We start from the raw sequence: 26109 nt of genomic DNA, 5'->3' as shown, positions 1-26109 counted from the left end.
ATCACTCTCCCTTGAAGGTGGGGCGACGTTTCTCGATAAAGGCGCTGACGCCTTCGCGGTAGTCTTCGGAGCGCCCGGCGAGGCGTTGCAGGTCGCGTTCCAGGTCGAGCTGTTCGTCGAAGCTGTTGTCGCTGCTGGCGTGCAGGGCGCGCTTGATCAGTGCCAGACCGCGCGTGGGTTGGGTCGCCAGGTGACGCGCCATGTCCATGGCTTCTTCCTGAAGCGCCTCGTCGTCGACGCAGCGCCAGATCATGCCCCATTGTTCGGCTTTCTCGGCGGGGAGCTTGTCGCCCAGCATCGCCAGGCCCTTGGCGCGCGCCATGCCTACCAAGTTAGGCAGTGTCCAGGTGCCGCCGGAATCCGGAATCAGGCCGATCTTGCAGAAGGCCTGAATGAAGCTTGCCGAGCGAGCCGCCAGCACGATGTCGCAGGCCAGGGCGATATTGGCACCGGCACCGGCGGCCACGCCGTTCACCGCGCAGATGGTGGGGAACGGCATGTCCTTGAGGGCGCGCAGCATGGGGTTATAGCGTTTCTCCAGCGACTCGCCGAGGTCGGGGGCTTGCTCGCCGGGGGCCACGCTACGGTCGGAAAGGTCCTGGCCAGCGCAGAAGCCGCGACCGTTGCCGGTCAGCAGCAGTGCCCGGACGCTGGGATCCTGACGCACGGCCTTGAGCGTCTTGCGCATCTCGGCGTGCATCTCGGTATTGAAGCTGTTCAGGCTTTCGGGGCGGTTCAACGTGATGCAGGCGACGCCGTCTTCCACGCTGTAAAGCAGGGGCGCTTGGCTCATGGGGTATATCCTTGTGTCAGTGCCCTTGAAAAGTGGCAGGTCGTTTTTCCTGAAAGGCGCGAATGCCCTCTTCGCGGTCGGTGGTGCCCGCCAGCAATGTAAATGCATGGCGCTCGAAGCGCAGGCCGGTGGCCAAGTCGGTATCCATCGCCTTGTGCAGCGATTCCCGCGCCAGGCGTACCGCCAGCGGTGCCTTGGCGGCGATGCGTGTGGCAATGGCCATGGCGCGCTCAAGGGTCAGTTCGGGCTGGGTAATCTCGCTGATCAAGCCGGCTTCAAGCGCGCGGCGAGCGGAAATCGGTTCGCCGGTCAGCACCATCTGGGTGGCCAGCGATTTACCCACCGCCCGCAGCAGGCGCTGGGTGCCGCCGGCACCGGGCATGATGCCCAGGTTGATTTCCGGCTGGCCGAACTGGGCACTCTCGCCGGCGATAATGATGTCGGCATGCATGGCCAGCTCGCAGCCGCCGCCCAACGCATAGCCGTTGACGGCGGCGATGATCGGTTTGCGAAAACGCGTGATGGCGGCCCAGTGGTGCTGGCGAGGGTCTTCCAGCATGCCGACCAGGTCGCGTTCGGCCATTTCCTTGATATCCGCACCGGCGGCGAACGCCCGTGCATTACCGGTGATCACCACGGCGCGCACCCTGTCATCATTGTCAGCATCGCTCAGAGTGTCGGCGAGTTCGGCGAGAAGCTGTGTGTTGAGCGCATTCAATGCGTCCGGGCGATTCAGCCTGATACATAGAACGCCATCCAGGGGGGGGGTGATTATTAGAGTCGTGGGCATTTTTTCCTCAGTTCGGCCTGTGGTACACAGGATGGACTATCCGCCGAGTATAGGTTTTTTTTGATACGCATCAACATTGATAATTAATGATTAGTGTATCGTTTTTCCTTTATGCATGGGGTTTATGCTCTATTAACAGCAGCTTGCATGCTTTTTCTAGGGCGTCAGAGCGAAGTTAGACCATAGTATTAAAGGTGGCGATAAGGCGAGTGCGGTTGAGAGAAGGGCGCGGACCCCGGGGCTCGTTGGCGTTGGCACGGCGATTTTCAGGCTGGATGTGCCGGGCAAGGCGTTTGATGTTTTGTTACGGGAAAGATAATCTCTATCTTGATACCGTATCAAAACAATGCGTAAACGCAGGAGTGCCCCATGACGCAATCAGCGCAGCAGATGTTCGACCGTCACCGCAAGACCCTTGATCAAGCCGTCGAGGCTATTTCCAGCCGTGATTTCTGGACGCCCTATCCGGAAAACATGAAGAAATATCCCGAGGATGCGGTTAAAGGGGCGCCGTCCAGGTTCGAAACTCTCCTCAATCAGCCGTTTACGCTCAAGGCCGTGGCAAGCACCCGGCAAGTGGGCGGCGAAGTGTCGCCCTATGGCTTTGACCTCGGTATCACTTATGACCAGCCGGACTCTGAAGCGCTGATTGCAGCCATGCAGAAGGCAATGCCCGCCTGGCGCGATGCCGGTGCCGAGGCGCGCGTCGGTGTCTGTCTGGAAATCCTGGCGCGTCTCAACGCCATGAGCCCGGATATTGCCCAGGCGGTGATGCACACCAGCGGCCAGGGCCCAATGATGGCGTTTCAGGCCGGTGGACCGCACGCCCAGGATCGCGGCCTGGAAGCCGTGACCTATGCCTGGCAGGCGATGGCGCAGATTCCCGCGACCGCCAAATGGGTCAAGCCCCAGGGCAAGCATGATCCCCTGGTGCTCGACAAGCGCTATCACATCGTGCCGCGCGGTGTTTCGCTGGTGGTGGCCTGTTCCACCTTCCCCACCTGGAACACCTACCCGGGGCTGTTCGCCAGCCTGGCCACCGGCAATCCGGTGATTCTCAAGCCGCACCCCGGCGCCATTCTGCCGCTGGCGATGACCGCACGCGTCGCTCAGGACGTGCTCGAGGAAGCGGGCTTCGACCCCTGCCTGGTCAGCCTGGTACCCGATAGCGTCGAGGCGCCGATGACCAAGACGCTGGCGCTCGACCCGGCGGTCAAGTTGATCGACTTCACCGGCTCCAACGCCTTCGGTGACTGGCTGGTGCAGAATGCCACCCAGGCCCAGGTGTTCGCCGAGAAGGCTGGTATCAATACCGTGATCATCGACAGCGTGGATAACCTCAAGGCGGTCACCATGAACCTTGCCTTCTCGCTGAGCCTGTATTCGGGACAGATGTGTACCACCAGTCAGGCCATCTATGTACCCAAGAGCGGCATTGAAACGGCCGAGGGTCATCTGAGCTTCGACGACGTCACCGCAGCGCTTTCCAAGGCGATCGATAAGTTTCTCAGCGACAACGACCGTGCCTGTGCCGTGCTGGGCGCCATCCAGTCGCCGGCGACCGAAGCGCGTATCGATGAATGTCGTGGCTTGGGCGAAATTCTGCTGGATAGCGAGCCGCGTGAGCACGCCCAGTTCCCCAACGCTCGCATTCATACGCCGCTGCTGCTCAAGGTGGATGCTGAGCAGAAGGCTGCCTATAGTGAAGAGCGTTTCGGCCCGATCAGCTTCGTCGTCGCCACCGAAGACACCCGGCACAGCATTGACCTGGCGCGCGAGGTGATTCTGGAAAAAGGCGCGATAACCTTGGGTGCCTATACCACCGACGATACCGTGGCCGAGCAGTTCGAACAGCTGGCCATGGACGTGGCGGCGCCGCTGTCGCTGAACATGGACGGCGGTGTGTTCGTCAACCAGTCGGCCGCTTTCAGTGATTTCCATGCCACCGGCGGCAACCCGGCGGCCAATGCCTCCTTATGCGACCAGGCCTTTGTCGCCAGCCGCTTCGTGGTGGTGCAAAGCCGTCGTCACGGCCAACCAGACTGACGGAGAACGTTATGCCGTACTATCGACTCGAAGGGGTGACGCCGGTGGTGCACCCGACCGCCTATGTGCATCCCACGGCGGTGTTGATCGGCGATGTGATCGTCGGCCCCGGTTGCTATGTCGGCCCCGGCGCGGTGATGCGTGGCGATTTCGGCCGTCTGGTACTGGAAGAAGGCTCCAACCTTCAGGACACCTGCGTGATGCACGGCTTTCCCGGCTGTGTCACCAAGGTCGAAAAGGATGGGCATATTGGCCATGGCGCGGTATTGCATGGCTGCGTGGTCGGGCGTGATGCCATGGTCGGCATGAACGCCGTGGTGATGGACGGCGCCCGGATCGCCGAGCGCTCGATCGTCGCGGCGGCGGCGTTCGTCAAGGCCGGTTTCGAGTGCGCGCCCCAGTCGTTGGTGATGGGCGCTCCCGCCAAGGTCAAGCGCGAACTGAGCGATGAGGAATTTGCCTGGAAGCAGCAGGGCACCCAGGAATACCAGCGCTTGGTAACTCGCTGTCGTGACAGCCTGGAGCCTTGCGAGCCACTTACCGAGCTGGATGTCGACCGGCCCGTGCTGGAAGCCGGTGATACGGCGCCAAAGCAGCAGCTTGGCGCCAAAGGGGGCGGGTCCTGATGAGTTATGAACTGATCGAGGTCTCGACACAGAAGGCGGTGGGCATCATCCGCCTTGACCGACCCAAGGCCTATAATGCCCTGTGCAATGCGTTGGTGGACGAGCTGGGACAGGCGCTGGACGCCTTCGAGGCGGACGAGGCGATAGGGACGATCGTGCTCACCGGGGGCGAGAAGGTCTTCGCCGCCGGGGCCGACATCGGCGAAATGCTCGATCGCGAGCATGCCGATCTGTTTCTCGACGACTTTCCTTACGTCAAGTCGCACGGCTGGGAGCGGCTGAACAATTGCCGTAAACCGACGGTTGCGGCGGTCTCGGGTTTTGCCCTTGGCGGTGGCTGTGAATTGGCCATGGCCTGCGACATCATCCTGGCCAGCGACACGGCGAAATTCGGCCAGCCGGAAGTCAAGATCGGCACCATGCCGGGGGCCGGAGGCACGCAACGCCTGGTGCGCGCCATCGGCAAGGCCAAGGCGATGGAGCTGTGCCTGACCGGCCGCATGATGGACGCCCCAGAAGCGGAGCAGGCGGGGCTGGTGTGTCGGGTCGTGCCGGTGGATGCCTTGATGGAGGAAGCCCTGACCATGGCGGCCACCATCGCTTCCCACTCGCGTCCGGTGGTCATGCAGATACGTGAAGCCGTTGAGCAATCCTTTGAAACCGGCTTGCAGGCGGGATTACTGTTCGAGCGCCGCGCCTTTCAGGCGACGTTCAACCTGGCCGACCGCAAGGAAGGCATGAATGCCTTTGCCGAAAAGCGCAAGCCGGTGTTTCGTCACCGCTGACCGGCAAAAAGCTTGAACGTGATGGCACCCAAGCGCCCCCTGCTGAGCAGGGGGCGCTTTTGCTTACAACAGAAAAACCGGCTATGTGTTTGGCGCGGTGAAGTGTCAAAATATCGTTACACGAATGCCGCACGCCTGTCTTGCGCCTCGAGGTACCTATGCGCCTTAAGTTTCACTGCCAGAATCGAATCGGAATTCTTCGCGATATCGTGGCCCAGTTCGCCGATTACCGCGTCAATGTGGCGCGAGGAGAAGTGGGCGGGGATCACGGCAACACCATCTATCTGTATGTACCGCAACTGCTCAATGCTCAGCTGGCCACGTTAAAGCCGGCCCTGGACGCGATCCCAGGGGTGTTCGGGGTCAAGCGGGTCAGTCTGATGCCCAGCGAGCGCCGCCACCTGGAATTGGATGCGCTGCTTTCGTCGCTTTCCGATCCGGTGATGTCGATCGATATGCAGGGGCGCATCGTCGCCGCCAATCGCACCGCCGTGCAGATGCTGGGCGTGCGCATCGACGAAGTACCGGGGCTGTCGCTGGATCGTTACCTGGAAGACCTGAACCTTCCCGACCTGATTCGACGCAACAACTCACGCATCAACGGGCTGCGCATCAAGTTGAAAGGCGATACCTATCTTGCCGATATTGCCCCGTTGCATAGCGAAAAAAATGATGTGGCTTCCCTGGCCGGGGCGGTCATGACCTTGCACCGCGCCGACCGTATCGGTGCGCGTATCTATCAGGTACAGCGCCAGGAGTTGCGCGGCTTCGAGGCGATTTTTCAGTCAAGCCCACGTCTGGAAGCCTTGATCCATGAGGCGCGGCGGATGGCGCCGCTGGATGCGCCCCTGTTGATCGTGGGTGAAACCGGTACCGGAAAAGAACTGGTCGCCAGGGCCTGTCACCTGGCAAGCCCGCGTGGGCAAGCGCCGTTCATGGTGCTCAACTGTGCTGGGCTCCCCGAGTCGATGGCCGAGACCGAATTGTTCGGTTACGCACCGGGCGCCTTCGAAGGGGCTCGCCCCGAAGGCAAGCTGGGCCTTCTGGAGCTCACCGAAGGCGGCACCATCTTTCTCGATGAAGTCGGCGAAATGAGCCCGCGGTTACAGACCAAGCTGCTGCGTTTTCTCCAGGACGGTGGTTTCCGCCGCGTGGGCAGCGACGAGGAAACCTATCTCGATGTGCGAGTGATCTGCGCTACCCAGCAGAACTTGCCACAACTCTGTGCCGAAGGGCTGTTTCGTCCCGACCTTTATCATCGGCTCAATGTGCTCTCGCTACAGGTGCCCCCTTTACGCGAATGTCTCGACGGCATCGAGGAGTTGGCGGCCTACTTTCTGGATCGTGCGGCGCGTCAGATCGGCTGTCCCTTGCCAGGTCTTTCGCCTGCGGCCCTGGAAAAACTCGCTCACTATGATTGGCCGGGCAATGTCCGCCAGCTGGAAAACGTCCTGTTTCAGGCGGTGTCGCTGTGCGAGGAGAAGGTCATCCAGCCGGTGCATCTGCGGCTCCCGCAAAGCGAAGGTGCGCCTGAGCTTGCCGGCATTCCGCTGGAAGGAAGCCTGAGCGATATTCTTGGGGATGTGGAAAAACGCATCCTGAGTACCTTGTATCGGCAGCACCCTTCCAGCCGCCAGCTGGGTAAACGGCTAGGGGTTTCGCATACCACGATTGCCAACAAGCTCAAGCGTTACGGCATTGGCGCGCAGGATGATTGAATTGCCTGTCATGTTTTCTTTACGCAGTGTCAGAAAAACGCAACGCTTGGCACCCACCGCTCAGCACTCCCGGCCAGGTGTAACGTTTTATTTACGAAGGTGGTGTGCCGACCATGGTCAGCGTGGCCATGAACGCGCTTTAGTCCCATTCCCGGCGCATGGCTAGCCCCCTAGACTCTTTATCACTGGGTTGACCCGCAGTTGGTCGACCTGTCGGAAAAACAATTATCTGTCTAGAGGCTTTTTATGAACGCCCCAGCAACCACACCCCTGTCTACGCATAACCCCATCGGCACCGATGGTTTCGAATTCGTTGAATATACCGCGCCGACCAGCGAAGGTATCGAGAACCTGCGCAAGCTGTTCAATCAGATGGGTTTCACCGAGACTCGCAAGCACCGTTCCAAGAATGTCTTTCTGTTCCAGCAGGATGGCGTCAACTTCGTGCTCAATGCCGAACCGGGCAGTCATGCGGCGAAATTCGCCGAGGTGCATGGCCCCAGCGCCTGTGCCATGGCCTGGAAAGTGGCGGATGCCCAGCAGGCCTTCGAGTATGCCGTGTCCCAGGGCGCCGAGCCGGTGGAGAACCATGTGGAGCCCGGAGAAGTGGGTATTCCCGCGGTGCGCGGTATCGGTGGTTCCCTGCTGTATTTCGTCGACAACAAGGTCGATGACCAGGGCCGCACCATTTATGACATCGACTTCGAGGCGATCCCCAACCGTTCGCCCAGCGATAATAGCGTCGGCCTCAAGGTGCTCGATCACCTGACGCATAACGTCGACCGCGGCCAGATGGACGTCTGGGCCAACTTCTACATCGATATCGCCAACTTCCGCGAGAACCGCTATTTCGACATCAAGGGCAAGAAGACCGGTCTGCATTCCCGTGCCATGACCGCGCCCTGCGGCAAGATGCACATCCCGATCAACGAATCCGCCGACGATAACTCCCAGATCGCTGAATTCCTGCGCGAGTACAACGGCGAGGGCATCCAACATCTGGCCATGTCCACCGACAACATCTACGCCACGGTGCGTGCGCTACGCGAAAACGGCGTGACCTTCCTGTCCACGCCGGACACCTACTACGAAAAGATCGATCAACGCGTGCCCAACCACGAAGAAAACGTGGAAGACCTGCGCGAGCTGAGCCTGTTGATCGACGGCGGTCCCGACGAGGGCGTGCTGCTGCAGATCTTCACCGAGACGGTGATCGGCCCGATCTTCTTCGAGATCATCCAGCGCAAGGGCAACGACGGCTTCGGCGAGGGCAACTTCAAGGCTCTGTTCGAATCGATCGAGGAAGACCAGATTCGCCGCGGTGTAATCAGCGAGTAAAAAGCCTGGACCGCCCGGGTAGGGCGGTCTTTTCATGCAACCAATCTGCTCTTCATTGGTTGTTTTTGCTGTCTAGAAAAAATAACCTAAAAAACAATTAAATCTATAAGGTTTTCCCCGATGACGACGACGAATACACCTACCAAGACGCTGTGGCTGGGCCGCTGGGGGTTTGTACTGGCTGCCACTGGTTCCGCAGTGGGTCTGGGTAATATCTGGAAGTTTCCCTACATCACCGGTGAGTTCGGTGGCGGTGCCTTCGTGCTGGTCTATCTGGCCTGCATTCTGGCGGTAGGGGTTCCTATCATGATGGCTGAAATCAGCTTCGGCCGCCGTGGCCGGGGTAGCCCGATTGACGCTATCCGCCGTGTGGTGCATGAATCGGGCCATGGCAGTTTCTGGTCGATCTTCGGCTGGATGGCCATGCTGTGCGGTTTCATGATCCTGTCTTTCTACGTGGTGGTCGCCGGCTGGGCGTTTTCCTATCTATGGAAAATGCTCAGTGGTGGGCTGGCGGGTACCAGCGTCGATGACATGGCGGCGATTTTCGCGGCCAATAACGCCAATCCCTTCAATCTGGGCGCCTGGAGCACGCTGGTCACGGTGTTGACCATGCTGATCGTGGGCAAGGGCGTGCAAGCCGGTATCGAGAAAAGCGTCAGCTGGATGATGCCGGGCATGGTGATCATGCTGGGTATCCTGATCGGCTACGGCGCCTTTTCCGGTGGCTTTGGCGAGGCTTGGTCGTTCCTGTTTTCCTTCAATACCGAAGGTCTCAGCAGTGAAGGCCTGCTAGCCGCGCTGGGGCATGCCTTTTTCACCCTGTCGCTGGCTTCCGGGGCGATCCTGACGTACGGCTCTTACCTGCCGGCGGGACACTCCATCGCGCGCACCACGTTCAGCGTAGCGATTGCCGATACCGTTGTGGCGCTGATGGCGGGACTGGCGATCTTCCCGATCATTTTCGCTAACGGAATGAGCCCGGGTGCTGGGCCGGGGCTGATCTTCATGAGCTTGCCGCTGGCCTTCCAAGCAATGCCGTTTGGCACCTTGTTCGGCATCCTATTCTTCCTGATGCTGGCGATGGCCGCACTCACCTCTTCGATTTCGATGATCGAAGCCACGGTGGCCTGGCTCACCGACAGTAAAGGCATGACGCGGAAAAAAGCTTCCTGGGGTGTGGGTATCGTTCTGTGGCTGGTCAGTACCCTGGCGATGCTGTCGTTCAACCTGGGCGCCGACTGGACCCTGGCGGGACGCAACTTCTTCGACTGGCTGGATTACCTGACCTCTCGCTGGATGATGCCGTTGGGCGGCCTGGGCATGGCCTTGATGGCAGGTTTCCTGCTGCGCAACGAAATCTTCCGGGAAGAGTTGGGACTCAGCCGCACCCAGCATGCGCTGTGGCTGTTCATGGTGCGTTACGTGAGCCCGCTGGGCATCGTGTTGATTTTCATCGATGCGCTGGGTCTTGCCACGCTTCAGATAGCCACCCAGTGGCCCTGGTTGCTGGCGCTATTGGCGCTGGTTACCGTGGTGGGCGAGTTGGCCAGTCCGCGGCTACGCCGCCAGGTCTCCTGAGCCACCTAGCCGAAACGCTCCCACTCCCCTGATGTGGGCGTTACACCAGGCTAGACGCTAGAACAGCCGTGCCGTTTCCGCTTACTGGCGGGAGCGGCACGGCGCCTTTTATGGCGTGATATATCTCCTTTGTGTAGCATGTGCGCCTTTGCTGCCAACGTTCAACACCCACGGAATTGCCGCACAGGGACTCACTATCACCATGTCGCTTGCTTCTGACTGTGTTGCGGATCTCGTCTGCAACTTCCAGGCACGTCGCCCGATTCGCGCCGGCTCTCTCATCATTACCGTTTACGGCGATGCGATTGTCCCGCGAGGGGGCACTGTCTGGCTGGGTAGTTTGTATCAACTGCTGGAACCCATCGGCATTAACGAACGCCTGGTAAGAACGTCTGTTTATCGGCTAACCCAGGATACCTGGCTGCAAGGCGAAAAGGTGGGCCGGCGCAGTTACTACAGCCTGAGCAATGCCGGGCGGCGTCGTTTTGAACAGGCCTTCAAGCGGGTTTACCACGGCCAGCAAACCCAATGGATGGGCAAATGGACATTGGCCATGTTGACGCAGCTGGAGCCTGCGACACGCCAGAAAGTGCGTGATGAACTGGAGTGGCTCGGGTTTGGCAGCTTTTGTCCTGGGATTCTGGCGCACCCCACGCTTAGCCGAAATGAAACGATTGCGGTACTACAGGAAATGGGGGCTGCCGAAGATACCATTATCATGCAGACCGAGCCGCTGACGCCCATGGTAAGAAAGCCCTTGAGGCTCCAGGTTAGAGAGAGTTGGAACCTTGATGAGTTATCCCAGAGCTACAAGGTTTTTCTGGATAAGTTTCGCCCTTTATGGCGCGCCCTGGCCAATGAAGATAATGCACTTAGCGAAGAAGAGTGCTTTATCGCGCGTATCTTGTTAATTCATGAATACCGCAAGGTTCAACTTCGCGACCCTCAACTTCCGGATGAGCTGCTTCCCGCCGCTTGGGAAGGGCGCAATGCCTTTCAGCTATGCCGAAACATATACCGTGCGATTCATCAGCGTGCGGAGAGTTGGTTGGACAAACACCTGGAAACCGCCGAAGGCCCCTTGCCCGCCCCTACGCCCGGGTTCTATCAGCGTTTTGGCGGCCTGGATTGAAGGGTGTTTTAGCCAGCCTAAAATACAAAACACCCCGAAGATTGGGCGTCCAACCTTCGGGGTGCAGTTTACCAGCAACGGCCCGCGTTCCCTCGCGGGCCTGACGCTCAGCGGTGCAGGTCGAAGCGGTCGTTCTCCATGACCTTGACCCAGCCCTTGACGAAGCGGTCGAGCATTCTCTCCTCACCACCGTTTGCGGCGTACTCCTCCGCGATGGCGCGCAGCTGCGAGTTGGAACCGTAGACCAGATCGACGCGTGTCGCGGTCCATTTCTTCTCGCCCGTGGCGCGGTCGTGGCCTTCGAAGCGTTCTTCGTTCTCGTCGACCGGCGCCCAGACGGTGCCCATGTCGATGAGGTTGACGAAGAAGTCGTTGGTCAGCTGGCCGGGGCGATCGGTGAGAACCCCTTCATCGTTGTCACCGACGTTAGCGCCGATGGCCCGCATGCCGCCGAGGAGTGCGGTCATCTGCGGTACGCTGAGATTGAGCATGAACGCCCGGTCGATCATCAGGTGCTCGGCGGGAATGGACGTCGTCTGCTCCTGCATGTAGTTGCGGAACGCATCGTGCCTGGGTTCGAGGTAGGCGTGGGTATCCACCTCGGTCATTTCCTGGCTGGCGTCGGTGCGGCCCGGAGTGAACGGCACCTTGATGTCATGCCCGGCCGCCTTAGCTGCCATTTCCACCCCGACGCTGCCGCCCAGCACGATCATGTCCGCAAGCGAGATGTTGGCGTCTGATGCGTCCTTGATCTCATCGAGCTTGTCGATCACTTCCGCCACACCGGAGCGCACGTTGATGTCCCAGCCGACCTGCGGCTCGAGACGAATACGTGCGCCGTTGGCGCCGCCGCGGTGGTCGGTCTGGCGATAGGTGCAGGCCGAGGCCCAGGCGGTTCCCACCAGCTGCTTGGCGGTGAGGCCGGCGTCGGCGATCTGCTGTTTGAGGGTGGCGATCTGCTGATCGTTGACCAGTGGCCCCTGGTGCTCGGGCACCGGGTCCTGCCAGACGAGAACTTCGTCGGCCACCTGCGGGCCGAGATAGCGGTCGCGTGGGCCCATGTCACGGTGCAGCAGCTTGTACCAGGCACGGGCGAACTCGTCGGTGAGCACCTCTGGGTTTTCGTGGTACTCCTTGGAGATCGCGAGATAGTCGGGGTCGGTGATCATCGCCATGTCGGCGGTATTCATCACCGGCGGGTTCTTCTTGCCTTCGACGTGGGCGTCGGGCACCCAGTAGCCTTCCTTGACTTCGACCGGCTCCCACTGGTTCGCGCCGGCGGGCGACTTCTTGACCTCCCACTGATGGGCGAAGATGGTTTTCAGGTAGGTGTGATCCCACTTGGTCGGCGTCGGGGTCCAGGCGCCTTCGAGTCCGGAGGTGATGGTGTACTCACCGAGGCCGGTCTCGTGCTTGTTGGCCCAGCCGATCCCCATCTCGTTGACCTTGGCTTCCTCTGGCGTCGCGCCGACGGCCTCGGCGGGGCCGTTGCCGTGCATCTTGCCGAAAGTGTGTCCCCCGACGGTCAGCGCGACCGTCTCGCGGTCGTTCATGCCCATCCGCGCGAAGGTCTCGCGTACATCCTGCGCGGATTTCATCGCATCCGGGATGCCGTTGGGGCCTTCCGGGTTGACGTAGATCAGCCCCATCTGGACCGCGGCGAGCGGGTTGTCCAGCACGCGGCTGCCATCTTCCCAGCTTCCGGTGTAGCGCTCATCGTTGGTCGCCAGCCACTCGGTCTCCGGCCCCCAATAGATGTCGTCTTCGGGCGCCCAGATGTCGGAGCGGCCGAACCCGAAACCGAAGGTGCGAAAGCCCATCGTTTCGAGCGCGCGGTTACCGGCGAAGACCATCAGGTCGGCCCAGGAAATCTTCTCGCCGTATTTCTGCTTGATCGGCCACAGTAGGCGGCGCGCCTTGTCCAGGTTGCCGTTGTCGGGCCAGCTGTTGAGCGGGGCGAAGCGCTGCGCGCCGGTGCCGCCGCCGCCACGGCCGTCGAGCGCCCGGTAGGTACCGGCCGCGTGCCACGACATCCGGATGAAGAACGGCCCGTAGTGGCCCCAGTCGGCGGGCCACCATTCTTGCGAGTCGGTCATCAACGCATCGACATCGGCGGAGAGTTCGTCGACGTCAAGCTGCGAGAACGCTTCTCCGTAGCTGAAATCCGCACCAAAGGGGCTGGCGTCGGGATGCTTCTGGTGCAGGACGTTGAGGTTGAGCTGGTCGGGCCACCAGTGTTCGTTGCCCTGCAGACGTGGCGTGGTACGTGCGCCCCATTCCGGGCGTGTAGGTTTTTGATCGGACACGTTATTATTCTCCTCGACTTGACTAGATGGGCTTACACTCAGTCTAGTCGACAATCCTGCATCGCGTCAGGTGGCGAAAGCTTCTCGGGCGGCTATAGGCACCATTGAAATTAGCTATCGATCCTCATGCAAGCGACCTTCCACATACTTGTGAAGGATGCTGGCCACAAGTGTCTGGTAGGGAATGCCTTCCGCCAGCGCTTTCTTCTGGAGCCCCCGAAGATCCTTGGAAGAAAGCCTGATGTTGATGCGTGCATCTTTCTTGAACATGGCCTCGGCGTACTGCTCATGCCGCGCTTTCCTATCCTCAACATCTGGCGCTCGCTGTAACTCTCCTGCATCGAATGCATCCAGAATTTCCTGCTCTTCTTTATCCAGCCTGCTCATTTCGGACCTCCCAAATAGCTTTTGGTCGCTTTCCGGCTCGGAATGATCTTTTTGATAGGTAGGACTGTGGCACATTGTGTGCTTTTTGTACTCAGGGACTAGCGCAAAATTTTGTGGCAAATTTGGAGCGCAGCGGTGGAAAAATTGTCCGACAACAGCGCCTTGTTAGCGCTATGCAGCACCAGAGTAGACATAATCTTTACTGTTAACTAGATTTTCAAATCCTGAAACAATGTGAAAACAAATTGTTTCAATATCTGCGACCCTTTGATTCAAGACATTAACTGTGTAACGCCCCCCAATCTTCGCTGCTTTTTCTCTACCATGAGCGATGGCATTTCTGTGTTCCTTAATTTCTCTCAATATCCATGGGTTTATGTTTGAAGGAAATGCATCGCCCGCCAAATGGAATATGGCCCATATGTCTTCAATTTGTTGTTGGGATATATTAATCCCATCGGTAGGAAATACTGAATCGTCTATCTGTGCAGGCGCAGTAGAAAATAGAGCATCAAACAGGTCCTTCTTTTTATTCCAAACATTCTTTTTAGAGCTATTTAAAAGAGCATTGAATTTACTATCTAGGACGGTGCACAATAAATATTTCTTGAACTCCAACGGTTTGAGCTGTTCTTGACTAATGACTTCAAGAAAGCGCGATACCACATTAGTAATTGTGTATTCAACTGATGAATACAAAGAAACAAAAAGAAACCCCTTTTGAATCTTAACCAAGTCGGTGCTTTGACCACTAGCTTCCAAAGCTGAGACATGGCTAATCAGCTCCTTAGATTGGTTTAATCTATCTAAAATTTCTAACTCTATTGTTTTAAATATCTCACTTGAACCTGTCATAGCAATATCCAATTCTTGCCTTTAATTTGGGCTTGGAGTTAGTTGCTGAAGAGGTAAGTTTAGTTAGCTCTTCATCATCAATCCAAGTTTCAACATCTTTTCCCCGTATGTCGGTTCCTTCCTCAATAGCATCTGCTGCTCCAATGGATATTGCTTCAAAGAGATTAAAGGGCGTGGTTTTCCTATTTCCTCTTTTTATTCCTTCAGGTAGCTCGCTAGCTAATGCTTCAAAAGTATTTTCGAATATTGAGCGGTTCTTTTTATAGTTAAATGATACAGAAGAATCAGCCATGTAATCATTAAGGAAATCAACTACGCTATGCTCAAAATTATCTCTATTATTTTTATAAGAAAAGAATTTTAGTATTAATTCTGCTTTTGTCCCATCACTTTCTTTTGCCTTAGGAAGGTTGACTACAGCATTGAAATGTTCATTCTCAGAAAGCTCTGAAATAAAATCATTGAATTGGCCGCGAAAAACGCAGGCTCGAATTTCTTGATCAGTTAATTTTATGCCTCCAGTATTCAATCTTTCAAACAAGTCAAAACGAACTTTAAGATCGCTTTTATCACTCAGTGTTGTGACTTTCAGAGGCCTCAAGCTGAACTTTAGTTTCAGGGTTTGTGGTAGATCCTTGTAACTAGATCCATTGAATTCCGTCAGAACATCAAGGCTATTAAGTGTTAAATTAGATTTAAAACCAAGTTTTTCTAATTGTTCTTCGTTGCCGACAAAGTGGATCAATGAACTCAATCGTTGAACACCATCAATCAATTCCCAAGAACCATCTTTGTTTGCTGCCATAAATAGGCTGGGTACGGGTATCCCTAGAAGGACAGATTCGATTAACCTCGATTGATTTTCACGGGGCCATCTAAATTGTCTTTGATATTCGGGGGCGATATCAACAATACCCTCATCTGCCATTGAGACCAGTTATTTTACTGATATATCGAATGAGTCAAAGTCAACTTTACGTGTTTCCTTTTCTAGTTGACTTGCATAGTCTTTCATATATTTTCCTAAATTCATAAGTTTTAGACTGGATTAATTTAGTAGTGCTAACGCGTAGCCTGAAGCCGATTGTTATGTCATCCCGGAACTTAATGAGAACCCAAATGGGTGCGTTGAATAAATAAAGAGAATGGTATGCCTCGACAGATGTATTTACGTTTTTTACTTCCGCTAGGGTAGTCATAGTAGACTGATGTGCCTTTGCAGTTAATAATCTTGCTTTCTATTTGGCGCATAAGAGACCCGATCTCATCCGAATGATCAAAGGCTCTGTTTTTTAGTCCAAAGCCGAACCCTGTCAGGTCCAAGGATCGCCACGAATTACTGTCAAATATGGTTGCGTCTATATATGGCGTTCTGCCAGACCCAGGGTGAATTGCTACATCACCGACTCTAGCGAATAGTTCCTTTCTGGGATGAACAATTCCAGACAGCACAAGTTGATCGGGTGGAGGCATAGACGAAGCATCCTTGTTATTGTTGGAGGCTAACAGTAATTATATGCTTGGTTGCATAATCTCAATAAACGTGCCGTCAGCGCATTTATTGAGGTTATGTAGCTGCCTCGATCAAATCTACCTCATTGATTCTCTTGAGCAAAGGTGAATGAGAAAATATGGGCAATATTCGTGTGCTTACGCGTTTTACCATTCCCAATAAGTCTGGATACAAGCACATGGTCTTGGCAACCACAGGGTGGCAATCCTGTGAAGCCTGGATTCATAGAATAACTGCAGCACTTTGGGCCACCCGGGGATAAAACGCTATCGCCTTCGTACCGAGTAAACCTATTGCTGCTGGATTCAGGCGAACGACGTCCATTGGCTTTCTCGTGGAAATACGCCACGCGATCACGCTATCTGTCCTTGCAACTCCCCCCTCGTCCTCCTAGACTCCATTCACGAACTGCTTGACGGGGTGCCGGTGAATCCGGCTGAGATGACGCAGGTGTGATGCAGGTTGTATACACACCACAAGCGTTGGTCCCGTTGAACCTGATCCGGCTAATTTCCTGAGCGCTTCTCGGGAAGGGTACCGGCGTAGGGATCAAGCATTGGCTGGGCCTATCTTTTTCTTTCCCCCTCCGCGCCATTCTTGTACCTGCCCGACCTCCGGATCTCATCTAAACCGGAGGCACCATGGGCTATCGTTTCGCAGACCTGACTACCGCTTGCCAAGACGACTGGACGGCTTACCTCCAGCACGATTTCGTGCGCGCTCTGGGTGCCGGCTCCCTCGACGAGAACGCCTTTCGCCACTACCTCAAGCAGGACTATCTGTTCCTGATTCATTTTGCGCGTGCCTACGCCTTGGCGGCCTACAAGAGCCGCACGCTTGCCGACCTGCGCCAAGCTCACGAAGGGCTGAAAGCTATCGTCGATATCGAACTCGACCTGCACGTAGGTTTTTGCCGCGAGTGGGGCATTTCAGAAGTTGACCTGGCCCAGCTGCCCGAGGCTCGGGCAACGCTGGCCTATACGCGCTATGTACTGGACACCGGCAATCGCGGCGACCTGCTCGATTTGCACGTGGCGCTGGCTCCTTGCCTGGTCGGCTACGGCGAAATCGCCAACTGGCTGAATGCGCAGCCCTTTACCCTGCGTGGCGAGGGCAACCCTTTTGATGCCTGGATCGCCATGTACGCAAGCGATGAGTTTCAGGCAGCGATGCACGCGGAACTCGACTGGTTGAACGCCCGCTTGGCGGATGTCACCCCAGCGCGCTTTGCCGAATTATCCACCACCTTCCGCGATGCCACCCGTCTGGAAATCGATTTCTGGCAAATGGGCCTGGACCAGGCCGATTGATTCACCCCTCACCCTCGAAATCATAACCATAAGAGAGATGACACCATGAACAAGACCCAGAATTTCCTCGCCGAGACCGCCCAGGTCGATAGTGCCGCCATCCAGCCGTTGCCCGGCTCGCGTAAGCTTTACATCGAAGGCTCACGCCCGGATATCCAGGTACCGTTTCGCGAGATTTCGCTATCCCCGACCAAGACCTCGGGTGCCGATGAAGAGAATCCGCCGTTGCTGGTCTATGACACCTCCGGCCCTTACTCCGACCCGAACGCCGATATCGATTTGCGCAAAGGCCTGCCGGCACTGCGCCGGGCCTGGATCGAGGAGCGTGACGACACCGAGCTGCTTGATGGCCTTACCAGTGAATACGGCAATCGCCGCGCCAACGACCCGATGCTCGCCCAGTTACGTTTCGACCTGAAGCGCACCCCGCGCCGGGCACTTTCTACAAAAGATGGCCGGCCAGGGAACGTCACCCAGCTGCATTACGCTCGCCAAGGCATCATCACCCCCGAGATGGAATTCATCGCCATTCGCGAAAACCAGCGCCGCCAGACATTGGGATCCGCGGAAGTCGAGCGTATTCTCGGCCACCAGCACCCCGGCCAAGGGTTTGGCGCCCGCCTGCCCGAAGAGATCACCCCGGAATTCGTGCGCGCCGAAGTGGCGGCGGGAAGGGCGATTATTCCCAACAATATCAATCACCCGGAATCCGAGCCGATGATCATCGGGCGCAACTTCCTAGTCAAGATCAACGGTAACCTGGGTAATTCGGCGGTTTCTTCTTCCATTGAAGAGGAAGTCGACAAGATGACCTGGGGCATCCGCTGGGGCTCGGATACCGTCATGGATCTGTCCACCGGCCAGAATATCCACGAAACCCGCGAGTGGATCATTCGCAACGCCCCGGTACCCATCGGCACGGTGCCGATCTATCAGGCGCTGGAAAAGGTCAAGGGCGTCGCCGAAGACCTGACTTGGGAAGTGTTCCGCGACACCCTGATCGAGCAGGCCGAACAGGGCGTGGATTACTTCACCATTCATGCGGGCGTGCTGTTGCGCTATGTGCCTCTGACCGCCAAGCGCGTCACCGGCATCGTCTCGCGTGGCGGCTCGATCATGGCCAAGTGGTGCCTGTTCCACCATCAGGAAAGCTTCCTCTACACCCATTTCGAGGAAATCTGCGAGATCTGCAAGCAGTACGATGTGGCCTTCTCGCTGGGTGACGGCCTGCGCCCCGGTTCGGTCGCCGATGCCAACGACGAAGCCCAGATGGCCGAGCTGAAAACCTTGGGCGAGCTGACCCATATCGCCTGGAAGCACGACGTTCAGGTGATGATCGAAGGCCCCGGCCATGTGCCCATGCACCTGGTCAAGGAGAACATGGACAAGCAGCTCGAATATTGCGACGAAGCGCCGTTCTACACCCTCGGCCCGCTGGTCACCGATATCGCCCCGGGCTATGACCACATCACCTCGGGCATCGGTGCGGCGATGATCGGCTGGTTCGGCTGCGCGATGCTGTGCTATGTGACCCCCAAGGAACACCTGGGCCTGCCCAACAAGGACGACGTCAAGACCGGGATCATCACCTACAAGATCGCCGCCCACGCCGCCGATCTGGCCAAGGGGCACCCGGCCGCCCAGCGCCGTGACAATGCGCTCTCCAAGGCGCGCTTCGAGTTTCGCTGGGAAGACCAGTTCAACCTGGGCTTGGACCCGGACACCGCCCGCGAATACCACGACGAGACCTTGCCCAAGGATTCGGCCAAGGTGGCGCATTTCTGTTCCATGTGCGGGCCGAAATTCTGCTCGATGAAGATCAGCCAGGAAGTGCGCGACTACGCCAAGGAGCATGGCTTGGACGGCGACCAGGAAGCGGTCATGAAAGGCATGGAGGAGCAGGCGGAGAAATTCAAGAAAGAAGGGCGGGAGCTGTACAAGGAAGTCTGACCGCCGCCGGCGCAAGCCATACCGCGAACCAGAACGCCCCCACCGGATGCCCGGCGGGGGCGCTTTTCATCGTGTTGCCTTCAAGAGGGGACTTGTCTCTCGAATAAGCCAGCGGATTCTTTCTCAAGCTCCATCAGCGAGTTGTTCAGCAGTTCTAGAAAGGATTTGGTAAGACCGGATTGCCCCCTCTGCTTGGGAAAAATCATGCTGTAGCGGTAGGGGACCCTCGGCTCGAAGCGCTTCACGATCAGGCCGAGACGTCGATAGTGCCAGGCAGTGATGGGATCAACCAATGAGACACCACTGCCGGCCAGCACGAAGGCGCAGGCGGCGTAATGCAGTTGGGTCTCGATCATCAATTGTCGGCTGACGCCCTCGCGCTCGAAGACACTATCAATCTTGTGGCGGATACTCTGCTCCGAGCCCAGCGATACAAAGATTTCCCCCTCCAGGTCCCGCGGTCGAATGACGTCGTGGTCGGCAAGCCGATGCCCGGAGGGCAGGATGCAGACCAAACGGCTATCGGCGAGAACGCTTGCCTCAATGCTCGGGTCGTTGAGTTCTATGCCCGAAATCACCCCCAGATCAAAGTGCTGACTGGCCACCAGGTCAGCCACCTGCTGGGTGCTGCGCACCTGGAGGGTGACTGACACGCCGGGATGCAGTTGACAGAATTGGTCGGTCAAGGCTGGCAGGAACTCTACCGATACGGCAGGCATGGAGGCGATGCGCAGCGACCCCAGGTGGAATTCTCTCAGTTCCTCCGCTGCCCGGGATAGTTTTTCCAGCGAGACGAAGGCTCTTTCCACTTCCTCATAGAAGAAGCGTGCCTCTGGCGTGGGAACCAGCCGGCGCCGGCGCCGTTCGAACATCTTCACGCCGATGGTCTCCTCGAAGTCGGTCAACAATCGGCTTACAGCAGGCTGGGAGACGTAGAGAATCTCCGCTGCCCCTCTGGTTGTTCCATTGATCATGACGGCCCGGAAGGCTTCGATCTGCCGGTAGGTCAGTTTAGTCATGCAGACTCTCCGAGCAAGTTGACAACATAATGTTATCAAAAGATATGAATAAACGATTGGATGTTATATATGGCGGCGGCCAAGATGTCGATGACACTACTTCACGGCCCTGGCATACAAACACAACACGCGAGAAGGCCCTATGGAACGATTCTTTCGCTACACCTTGACCCTGTTGATCATCCTGGTGGCAGGCAGTCAGTTCATCCAGGTTATTACCCGTTACCTCCTTGAAATGCCGGTCATGGGTCTCGAAGAAGCCACGCTGATTCCTACCCTTTGGCTTTATATGCTCGGCAGTGTCAATGCCTCGCGTGAGGACACTCAGATCAGAGCCAACGTCCTGGACATCTTCTTGAAGACGGACCGTGCCAAGGGCTTCCTGCAGGCATTTTCCGACACCATCAGCGTGATTATCTCGATTTGGCTGGCTACTTGGGCATGGGACTACTTCAGCTATGCATCCCGGGTCGGCAAGAGCACCCCAACGCTTTATATCCCGACCATCGTCTATGAATCCGCGCTAATAGTCGGCCTGGTTCTGATGGTCGTCTTTACCCTCTGGCACTTGCTGCGCAATCTCGGCTACCTGTTGGGTATTCGCCAAAACCCCGACCATCCCTCTAGCGACCCCGATTATCCCGAAACTGCCGAGGTCCAGGAGTTCAAGGTGTTGGCTGATAACAATAAGGACAAAAATCATGATTGAGATAGCGCTGTTGGCATTTGCTGTATTGATCGTGTTGCTGACCCTCGGTGTACCCCTGCCCTATTGCTTCGGTGCAGCTCTCATGGTCATGACCATGATTGGCGAGTCCACGATGCGCGGCATGATGATGTGGGGGTTCAGCCAACTAACCAATCCGATACTCCTGGCGATTCCTCTTTTCGTCTTTGCTGGAACGCTGATGAGCGTCAGTGGCATTGCCTCTAGCCTTCTCAGATTCGTCAACATCTTTGTGGGGCGCGTTCGCGGCGGCCTGGGGGTGATGGCAACGATCAGCTGCGCCATCATTGGCGCCATTTCCGGCAGCGGTCTGACTGGCATTGCGGCCATTGGCCCCATTCTCATTCCTGAGATGGAGCGCAAAGGTTATCCCCGGGCCTACGCCACGGCGCTGATTGCGAACTCCTCGATTCTCGGCTTACTGATACCACCCAGCGTCACGATGATCGTCTATGGATGGGTCACGGACACCTCCATACTGGCGAGCTTTCTGGCTACCCTGGGGCCGGGGCTGCTGATCATGCTCCTCTTCTGCATCGTCAACATGGTCATGTCGCGCAAGTTTGATCTGGTGCTTGACGAGCCGTTGGCATTCGACCAGCGAATCCGTGATGCCGGCCGACGCACTTTTCATGCGATACCGGCACTATTAATGCCAGTGATCATTCTCGGTGGAATCTACGGTGGCATCATGACGCCTACCGAGGCTGCAGCAGTGGCCGTCATCTATGCACTGCCAGTGGGCTTCATGATCTATCGCGGACTGACCTGGAGGACGCTGCTTGAGTCAGGCAAGGAGTCCGCTACTTCTATTGGCGCGATTCTGATCATGATCCTGTTCAGCTTGATACTCAGTCAGCTGTTCGTACGGGAAGGCATTCCCCAAGCCTTGGTCGAGATGATCTTCGAGATTACCGACAACAAGTTCCTTTTGTTGCTGCTTATCAATCTGATGCTTTTCGGCATCGGCATGGTAGTCAACGATATCACCGCCATCATCCTGACCGGCCCTTTGCTACTTCCCCTGATGGAAGCCCTGGGAGTCAGTCCCGTTCAGTTCGCTGCCATCATGGGCGTCAACACCGCCATGGGCGGCGTGACCCCACCCTATGCAAGCATCCTCTATCTCGGTGCCCGTATCGGCAAGGTGAAGTTCACCGAGGTAGTCAAGCCCGCCATGAAACTGATCCTGTTTGGTTACCTGCCCGTGGTGGTGCTGGTTTCAGCCTGGCCTGACCTGTCCGAGTTTCTACCCGGCCTGTTCGGCTACTGATCGGTCGCAATAAAGCGATCACGACACCCGCAATGAAAGAATGGAGAAAACAATGAAAATGCCTTCAGTTAAGATCCTGACTGCCGCTATCGCCCTATCGGTCTCGGCAAGCACGATGGCCGAAGCTGCCACCCTGATGTTGTCGCATGTACGCCCCGAAGGGACCGCCATCGACAATGACGCCCGCGTATTCGCCGAAGAAGTAGCAGAGGCCACCGATGGCGCGGTGAATATCCGGTTGTTCCCGGCCAGTGCCCTTGGCGACTACACCACGGTTCAGGAAGGGCTTAGCATCGGTTCAGTGGATATGGCTGTTCAGCCTCCTTCCTCAGAAGTCGATCGTCGCTTCCAGCTGGCCTACCTTCCTTATCTTGTGCAGAGCTGGGAAGACGCCGAAAAGACATTCACGGCTGGCGCCCCCCTGCGTGAGACGGTCGAGGAGCTCTATGCGGAACAGGACATTCATGTTCTGGGGGCCTGGCCGGTCTACTTCGGCGGCATAGCACTGAATACCGAGGTGGAGAATGCCACGAATCCGCACGTTGAAAAGAGTGCAAAATTGCGTGTGCCACCGATGAAATCCTTTCAGCTAACGGCAGATAACATCGGATACATCGCTTCCCCCTTACCTTTCTCGGATGCCTTTACCGCCATCCAGACTGGCGTGGTCGACGGCATCATGGGGTCGGGAGCCGAGGGCTATTACGCCTCTTTCCGCGATGTGACGGAGTATTACCTGCCGCTCAATACGCATTTCGAGATGTGGTACCTGCTGATCAATCAACCCGCCTACGATAGCTTGACCGAAGACCAGCAGGCAGCTTTGTCCGAGGCGGCAAAACGCTTCGAAGAAGACCGCTGGGAGACCGCCGAAGCCGACCAGGCGCGCAACGAGAAACTTCTCGAGGAAGCAGGTGCCACCATCATTCCGGTCTCGGATGAGCAGATCGCCGAGCATGCTGAAATCGTCCGCGAGACAGTATGGCCCGTGATTATCGATGATATCGGTAGCGAATGGGCTAACGACGTGCTGGATCGCGCCGGTCGTTGATACGTTTCATGGCCCGGCCATTCGGTCGGGCTCATCGAATTTCCCGGAACGACGCGAGGATTCACCATGACGGAAACAGCGACGCAAGGGGCGCGTATCGCCGATGTCTGCCTGATAGGCGGCGGCCTGGTCGGCATGGCAATCGCACTAGGGCTACAACGCAACGGGCTTCATGTCGCTGTGCTCGACGAGGGTGATGTGGCGTTGCGTGCCTCCAGGGGGAATTTCGGTCTGGTATGGGTGCAGGGAAAGGGAGACACCCTGCCGGAATATGCCGATATCACTCGGCTATCCGCACGGCTGTGGCCCACCTTCGCTGCTTCTCTTCAGGATTCCACAGGAGTCGATGTCCAGCTTCAGCAGCGTGGAGGCTTGTATCTCTGCCTGACAGAACAAGAGCTCGACGCCCGTGCCCGCATGCTGGGCAAAATGCACGAAGCGGCAGGTGGAGACTATCCCTACGAAACATTGGACCTGAAGCAGGTTCGGGAGAAGATTCCTGAAATAGGGGATACGGTAGCTGGTGCCACTTGGTGTCCAGAGGATGGCCACGTAAACCCATTGCTGCTACTGCGTGCCATGACGGAACGCTTCAAGGCGCAGGGGGGCATCATCGACAACACTGGACGGGTGGAAACCATTGAACCCCATCCTGAGGGTTTCCGTATCCATGCCGGTGGTGACTGGGACTGTGCCCGGGTCGTGCTCTGTGCCGGCCTGGGTAATCGTGAGCTGGCCCCACAGGTTGGTCTGTCTGCACCGTTGTCGCCCAACCGTGGGCAAGTACTCGTGGGCGAACGGGTTCGTCCCTTCCTCGATTATCCCACTGGGCATGTCCGGCAGACCGGTGAGGGCACCGTCCAGATCGGTGATTCCAAGGAAGACGTGGGCTTCGACAGCGGGACCACTACCGAAGTCATGGCAAAGATAGCCCATCGGGCCATCAGACTGTTCCCTTTGCTGCGCGATGTGAAACTGGTCCGCGCCTGGGGAGCATTGCGTGTCATGACACCGGATGGCTACCCCATCTATCAAGCATCGACCTCCTGTCCTGGTGCGTACCTGGTCACTTGCCACAGTGGCGTGACCTTGGCGGCCTTTCATGAAGGTCCGCTGGCTGACTGGATTGCCAGCGACCGGTACGACCCTTCGCTGGAGGTATTCCATGCCGAACGTTTCACACTTTGAACGTCTGCCCATGCGTGCAGGCGAACAGGTGACTGTCTTCGTGGAGGGCCAGGCACTCAAGGTGGACAGTTATGACACAGCCGCCGCGGCCGTGTTGATCGCTGGCCTGGTACCGTCCCGCACGACGCCGACAAGCGGTAGCCCGCGGGCACCTTATTGCCTGATGGGGGTGTGCTTCGAATGCCTGCTAGACATAGACGGTGTGGCCAATCAGCAGGGCTGCATGGTGAAGGTCCGCGATGGGATGCAGATTCGCCGCCAAGCCGGTGCCCGCGATATCCATGAGCCCCGGCAGGAGACAGCAACATGAGTGACCGCGACACGACCGAGTATTGTTATGACCTTGCTATCATCGGTGCAGGCCCCGCTGGAATGGCCGCCGCCGCAGAAGCGGGACAACTTGGGCTAGCCACCGTCCTGATCGATGAGCAAGAGGAGGCTGGTGGACAGATCTACCGCGCTATCGGGCGAGCACCGTTAGCTGACGAGGATGTGCTGGGCAGCGACTATTACAAGGGTCGGCTCCTGCTGGAGGCCATGCAGGCATCGCACACCAACTATCTGCCCGGCACCTCGGTATGGGATGTCGAGGACGATCTGACGATGAGCGTCTCTCATCATGGCCATAGTCGGCAGGTCCGTGCTCGCAGACTATTGATTGCGACCGGCGCCCAGGAGCGCCCCGTACCGTTTGCTGGCTGGACACTGCCTGGTGTTATGACCTGCGGCGCCGCTCAAGTGCTGCTCAAGAATAGTGCCTTGGTGCCGCCGGCACCGCTGGTACTGGCTGGCAGCGGCCCTCTCTTGTTGTTGATTGCCAGCCAGCTGTCTCACGCAGGTGTACCGATCGAGGCTGTACTGGATACCACTCCTCGCGACAACTACCTTCGTGCAGCACGATATAGCCCCGGTGCGCTGCGTAATCCCAAGTTGCTTCTCAAGGGAGTTGGCCTGCTGCGCACACTCAAGCGCTCGGGGGTTCCACATATCACGGGGGTAGAAAGCCTGAGAGCCGAGTCGGGTAACGATGACCATGTAGACAGGGTGTGCTATCGCCGTAAGGGGATTGATCACAAGCTCTATTGTCGCTCCCTTCTGGTCCACCAAGGCGTCGTACCCAACGTGCAGTTGACGAGAGCGTTGGAACTCGAGCACCGCTGGCACGAGCAACAGCAGTGCTGGCATCCGCACGTCGATGTCTGGGGTGAAACTTCTAGAGCCGGTATCTTCGTGGCAGGTGACTCAAGCGGCATTGCCGGTGCTCAGGCAGCGGAAGAAGCTGGACGACTTTCAGTATTGCAGATTGCCAAGCAGCTGGGTCAGCTGGAGGAAGGGGAGTGTGATACGCGAGCGGTGCCCATTCGTCGGCGCTTGGGGCCGCATCAAGCCATCCGGCCCTTTCTTGATGTCCTCTATCAACCCGCCCGGTCCTTCCTTATTCCCGAGGATGACACTATTGTTTGCCGTTGCGAGGAAATCACCGCCGGTGAGCTGCGCCACATCGCAGATGCCGGTTGCCAGGGGCCCAACCAGGCAAAGGCTTTCTGTCGGGCCGGCATGGGGCCTTGTCAGGGACGCCTTTGCGGCCTGACGGTTTCCCAGGTGCTCGCCGAGCGCAGCAATCAATCTATCGATGCTGTCGGTTACTACCATATCCGTCCACCTATCAAGCCCTTGACCATCGGTGAACTCGCAGATATCGCAAACTGATCCTTTCCACT

Annotated in this window: 22 protein-coding genes and 1 riboswitch; of the genes, 15 read left to right on the top strand and 7 right to left on the bottom strand. The window is 57.5% G+C overall.

Going from position 1 to position 26109, the window contains the following annotated elements; genetic code table 11:
- Position 1: 1 nt before the first annotated feature.
- Both paaG and paaF read right to left on the bottom strand, forming a co-directional pair.
- Entirely contained in the window at positions 2 to 793 is a 792-nt protein-coding gene (gene paaG / locus GPM19_RS06840) for a 2-(1,2-epoxy-1,2-dihydrophenyl)acetyl-CoA isomerase PaaG (RefSeq protein ID WP_160418237.1), read from the bottom strand.
- Positions 794 to 809: 16 nt separating this feature from the next.
- Positions 810 to 1583 carry a 2,3-dehydroadipyl-CoA hydratase PaaF gene (paaF, locus tag GPM19_RS06835; protein WP_160418235.1) on the bottom strand — a complete coding sequence of 258 codons (774 nt, stop codon included), beginning with the start codon at positions 1581 to 1583 and terminating at the stop codon, positions 810 to 812.
- A gap of 369 nt (positions 1584 to 1952) precedes the next feature.
- Here paaF and paaN point away from each other — a divergent pair, with 369 nt between their 5' ends.
- From paaN to paaX, 7 genes are all read left to right on the top strand, one after another.
- Positions 1953 to 3629, top strand: a complete 1677-nt coding sequence (gene paaN, locus GPM19_RS06830) for a phenylacetic acid degradation protein PaaN (RefSeq protein WP_160418233.1) — start codon at positions 1953 to 1955, stop codon at positions 3627 to 3629.
- 11 nt (positions 3630 to 3640) lie between these two features.
- Positions 3641 to 4255, top strand: a complete 615-nt coding sequence (paaY, locus tag GPM19_RS06825) for a phenylacetic acid degradation protein PaaY (RefSeq protein WP_160418231.1) — start codon at positions 3641 to 3643, stop codon at positions 4253 to 4255.
- Positions 4255 to 5040 (top strand): enoyl-CoA hydratase-related protein, encoded by a 786-nt coding sequence (locus GPM19_RS06820; protein ID WP_160418229.1) that lies wholly within the window; start codon positions 4255 to 4257, stop codon positions 5038 to 5040. Before paaY ends, GPM19_RS06820 begins: the two co-directional genes overlap by 1 nt.
- A 158-nt stretch (positions 5041 to 5198) precedes the next feature.
- Positions 5199 to 6758, top strand: a complete 1560-nt coding sequence (locus GPM19_RS06815) for a sigma-54-dependent transcriptional regulator (protein WP_160418227.1) — start codon at positions 5199 to 5201, stop codon at positions 6756 to 6758.
- Between the two features lie 246 nt (positions 6759 to 7004).
- Positions 7005 to 8096, top strand: coding sequence for a 4-hydroxyphenylpyruvate dioxygenase (gene hppD, locus GPM19_RS06810; protein ID WP_160418225.1), 1092 nt, complete (start codon positions 7005 to 7007; stop codon positions 8094 to 8096).
- A gap of 120 nt (positions 8097 to 8216) precedes the next feature.
- Positions 8217 to 9677 carry a sodium-dependent transporter gene (locus tag GPM19_RS06805; protein ID WP_160418223.1) on the top strand — a complete coding sequence of 487 codons (1461 nt, stop codon included), beginning with the start codon at positions 8217 to 8219 and terminating at the stop codon, positions 9675 to 9677.
- A gap of 202 nt (positions 9678 to 9879) precedes the next feature.
- Positions 9880 to 10809, top strand: a complete 930-nt coding sequence (paaX, locus tag GPM19_RS06800; RefSeq protein ID WP_160418221.1) for a phenylacetic acid degradation operon negative regulatory protein PaaX — start codon at positions 9880 to 9882, stop codon at positions 10807 to 10809.
- 107 nt (positions 10810 to 10916) lie between these two features.
- On the opposite strand, the gene katG is transcribed toward paaX, so the two are convergent.
- The 4 genes from katG to GPM19_RS06780 all read right to left on the bottom strand — a co-directional run bounded on the left by katG (position 10917) and on the right by GPM19_RS06780 (position 15285).
- Positions 10917 to 13115: a catalase/peroxidase HPI gene (gene katG, locus GPM19_RS06795; RefSeq protein WP_160418219.1), complete on the bottom strand. Its 2199-nt coding sequence runs from the start codon at positions 13113 to 13115 to the stop codon at positions 10917 to 10919.
- Positions 13116 to 13229: 114 nt separating this feature from the next.
- Entirely contained in the window at positions 13230 to 13502 is a 273-nt protein-coding gene (locus GPM19_RS06790) for an antitoxin (RefSeq protein WP_160418217.1), read from the bottom strand.
- 171 nt (positions 13503 to 13673) lie between these two features.
- On the bottom strand, positions 13674 to 14357 hold the full coding sequence (locus GPM19_RS06785) for an MAE_28990/MAE_18760 family HEPN-like nuclease (protein WP_160418215.1): 684 nt from the start codon (positions 14355 to 14357) through the stop codon (positions 13674 to 13676).
- Positions 14341 to 15285 (bottom strand): GmrSD restriction endonuclease domain-containing protein, encoded by a 945-nt coding sequence (locus tag GPM19_RS06780; RefSeq protein ID WP_202114733.1) that lies wholly within the window; start codon positions 15283 to 15285, stop codon positions 14341 to 14343. The genes GPM19_RS06785 and GPM19_RS06780 overlap by 17 nt, the downstream gene beginning before the upstream one ends.
- Before the next feature lie 991 nt (positions 15286 to 16276).
- A riboswitch (TPP riboswitch) is annotated at positions 16277 to 16436 on the top strand.
- 75 nt (positions 16437 to 16511) lie between these two features.
- On the opposite strand from GPM19_RS06780, the gene tenA reads away from it, so the two are divergent.
- Positions 16512 to 17180, top strand: coding sequence for a thiaminase II (gene tenA / locus GPM19_RS06775; RefSeq protein ID WP_160418214.1), 669 nt, complete (start codon positions 16512 to 16514; stop codon positions 17178 to 17180).
- A 45-nt stretch (positions 17181 to 17225) separates the two neighbouring features.
- Positions 17226 to 19130 (top strand): phosphomethylpyrimidine synthase ThiC, encoded by a 1905-nt coding sequence (thiC, locus tag GPM19_RS06770; protein WP_160418212.1) that lies wholly within the window; start codon positions 17226 to 17228, stop codon positions 19128 to 19130.
- Between the two features lie 80 nt (positions 19131 to 19210).
- On the opposite strand, the gene GPM19_RS06765 is transcribed toward thiC, so the two are convergent.
- Positions 19211 to 20149, bottom strand: a complete 939-nt coding sequence (locus GPM19_RS06765; protein ID WP_160418210.1) for a LysR substrate-binding domain-containing protein — start codon at positions 20147 to 20149, stop codon at positions 19211 to 19213.
- Between the two features lie 142 nt (positions 20150 to 20291).
- On the opposite strand from GPM19_RS06765, the gene GPM19_RS06760 reads away from it, so the two are divergent.
- The 6 genes from GPM19_RS06760 (at position 20292) to GPM19_RS06735 (ending at position 26098) form a co-directional block, all read left to right on the top strand.
- Positions 20292 to 20858 carry a TRAP transporter small permease gene (locus GPM19_RS06760; RefSeq protein ID WP_160418208.1) on the top strand — a complete coding sequence of 189 codons (567 nt, stop codon included), beginning with the start codon at positions 20292 to 20294 and terminating at the stop codon, positions 20856 to 20858.
- Entirely contained in the window at positions 20851 to 22149 is a 1299-nt protein-coding gene (locus tag GPM19_RS06755) for a TRAP transporter large permease (RefSeq protein WP_160418205.1), read from the top strand. Before GPM19_RS06760 ends, GPM19_RS06755 begins: the two co-directional genes overlap by 8 nt.
- A 52-nt stretch (positions 22150 to 22201) precedes the next feature.
- The gene (dctP, locus tag GPM19_RS06750) at positions 22202 to 23200 is read left to right on the top strand and encodes a TRAP transporter substrate-binding protein DctP (RefSeq protein WP_202114732.1); all 999 of its coding nucleotides are present in this window, start codon (positions 22202 to 22204) and stop codon (positions 23198 to 23200) included.
- A gap of 66 nt (positions 23201 to 23266) precedes the next feature.
- Positions 23267 to 24388, top strand: coding sequence for an NAD(P)/FAD-dependent oxidoreductase (locus GPM19_RS06745; protein ID WP_160418203.1), 1122 nt, complete (start codon positions 23267 to 23269; stop codon positions 24386 to 24388).
- A complete protein-coding gene (locus GPM19_RS06740; protein ID WP_160418201.1) occupies positions 24366 to 24698 on the top strand; it encodes a (2Fe-2S)-binding protein in 333 nt (110 codons plus the stop codon). Before GPM19_RS06745 ends, GPM19_RS06740 begins: the two co-directional genes overlap by 23 nt.
- Positions 24695 to 26098: an FAD/NAD(P)-dependent oxidoreductase gene (locus GPM19_RS06735; protein WP_160418199.1), complete on the top strand. Its 1404-nt coding sequence runs from the start codon at positions 24695 to 24697 to the stop codon at positions 26096 to 26098. Before GPM19_RS06740 ends, GPM19_RS06735 begins: the two co-directional genes overlap by 4 nt.
- Positions 26099 to 26109 lie beyond the last annotated feature (11 nt).

The organism is Vreelandella zhuhanensis (assembly GCF_009793355.1).
GTDB classification, from domain to species: domain Bacteria; phylum Pseudomonadota; class Gammaproteobacteria; order Pseudomonadales; family Halomonadaceae; genus Vreelandella; species Vreelandella zhuhanensis.
This window is presented reverse-complemented; position numbering and strand designations above follow the sequence as displayed.

What these genes read in the sequence shown, in the direction of transcription:
- GPM19_RS06735 (WP_160418199.1), top strand. Translation starts at nt 24,695, where the DNA reads ATGAGTGACCGCGACACGACCGAGTATTGTTATGACCTTGCTATCATC.
- GPM19_RS06740 (WP_160418201.1), top strand. Translation starts at nt 24,366, where the DNA reads ATGCCGAACGTTTCACACTTTGAACGTCTGCCCATGCGTGCAGGCGAA.
- paaN (WP_160418233.1), top strand. Translation starts at nt 1,953, where the DNA reads ATGACGCAATCAGCGCAGCAGATGTTCGACCGTCACCGCAAGACCCTT.
- GPM19_RS06785 (WP_160418215.1), bottom strand. Translation starts at nt 14,357, where the DNA reads ATGACAGGTTCAAGTGAGATATTTAAAACAATAGAGTTAGAAATTTTA.
- thiC (WP_160418212.1), top strand. Translation starts at nt 17,226, where the DNA reads ATGAACAAGACCCAGAATTTCCTCGCCGAGACCGCCCAGGTCGATAGT.
- GPM19_RS06820 (WP_160418229.1), top strand. Translation starts at nt 4,255, where the DNA reads ATGAGTTATGAACTGATCGAGGTCTCGACACAGAAGGCGGTGGGCATC.
- paaY (WP_160418231.1), top strand. Translation starts at nt 3,641, where the DNA reads ATGCCGTACTATCGACTCGAAGGGGTGACGCCGGTGGTGCACCCGACC.
- GPM19_RS06745 (WP_160418203.1), top strand. Translation starts at nt 23,267, where the DNA reads ATGACGGAAACAGCGACGCAAGGGGCGCGTATCGCCGATGTCTGCCTG.
- GPM19_RS06765 (WP_160418210.1), bottom strand. Translation starts at nt 20,149, where the DNA reads ATGACTAAACTGACCTACCGGCAGATCGAAGCCTTCCGGGCCGTCATG.
- hppD (WP_160418225.1), top strand. Translation starts at nt 7,005, where the DNA reads ATGAACGCCCCAGCAACCACACCCCTGTCTACGCATAACCCCATCGGC.
- tenA (WP_160418214.1), top strand. Translation starts at nt 16,512, where the DNA reads ATGGGCTATCGTTTCGCAGACCTGACTACCGCTTGCCAAGACGACTGG.
- dctP (WP_202114732.1), top strand. Translation starts at nt 22,202, where the DNA reads ATGAAAATGCCTTCAGTTAAGATCCTGACTGCCGCTATCGCCCTATCG.
- GPM19_RS06805 (WP_160418223.1), top strand. Translation starts at nt 8,217, where the DNA reads ATGACGACGACGAATACACCTACCAAGACGCTGTGGCTGGGCCGCTGG.
- GPM19_RS06780 (WP_202114733.1), bottom strand. Translation starts at nt 15,285, where the DNA reads ATGGCAGATGAGGGTATTGTTGATATCGCCCCCGAATATCAAAGACAA.
- GPM19_RS06790 (WP_160418217.1), bottom strand. Translation starts at nt 13,502, where the DNA reads ATGAGCAGGCTGGATAAAGAAGAGCAGGAAATTCTGGATGCATTCGAT.
- paaF (WP_160418235.1), bottom strand. Translation starts at nt 1,583, where the DNA reads ATGCCCACGACTCTAATAATCACCCCCCCCCTGGATGGCGTTCTATGT.
- paaG (WP_160418237.1), bottom strand. Translation starts at nt 793, where the DNA reads ATGAGCCAAGCGCCCCTGCTTTACAGCGTGGAAGACGGCGTCGCCTGC.
- GPM19_RS06755 (WP_160418205.1), top strand. Translation starts at nt 20,851, where the DNA reads ATGATTGAGATAGCGCTGTTGGCATTTGCTGTATTGATCGTGTTGCTG.
- paaX (WP_160418221.1), top strand. Translation starts at nt 9,880, where the DNA reads ATGTCGCTTGCTTCTGACTGTGTTGCGGATCTCGTCTGCAACTTCCAG.
- GPM19_RS06815 (WP_160418227.1), top strand. Translation starts at nt 5,199, where the DNA reads ATGCGCCTTAAGTTTCACTGCCAGAATCGAATCGGAATTCTTCGCGAT.
- GPM19_RS06760 (WP_160418208.1), top strand. Translation starts at nt 20,292, where the DNA reads ATGGAACGATTCTTTCGCTACACCTTGACCCTGTTGATCATCCTGGTG.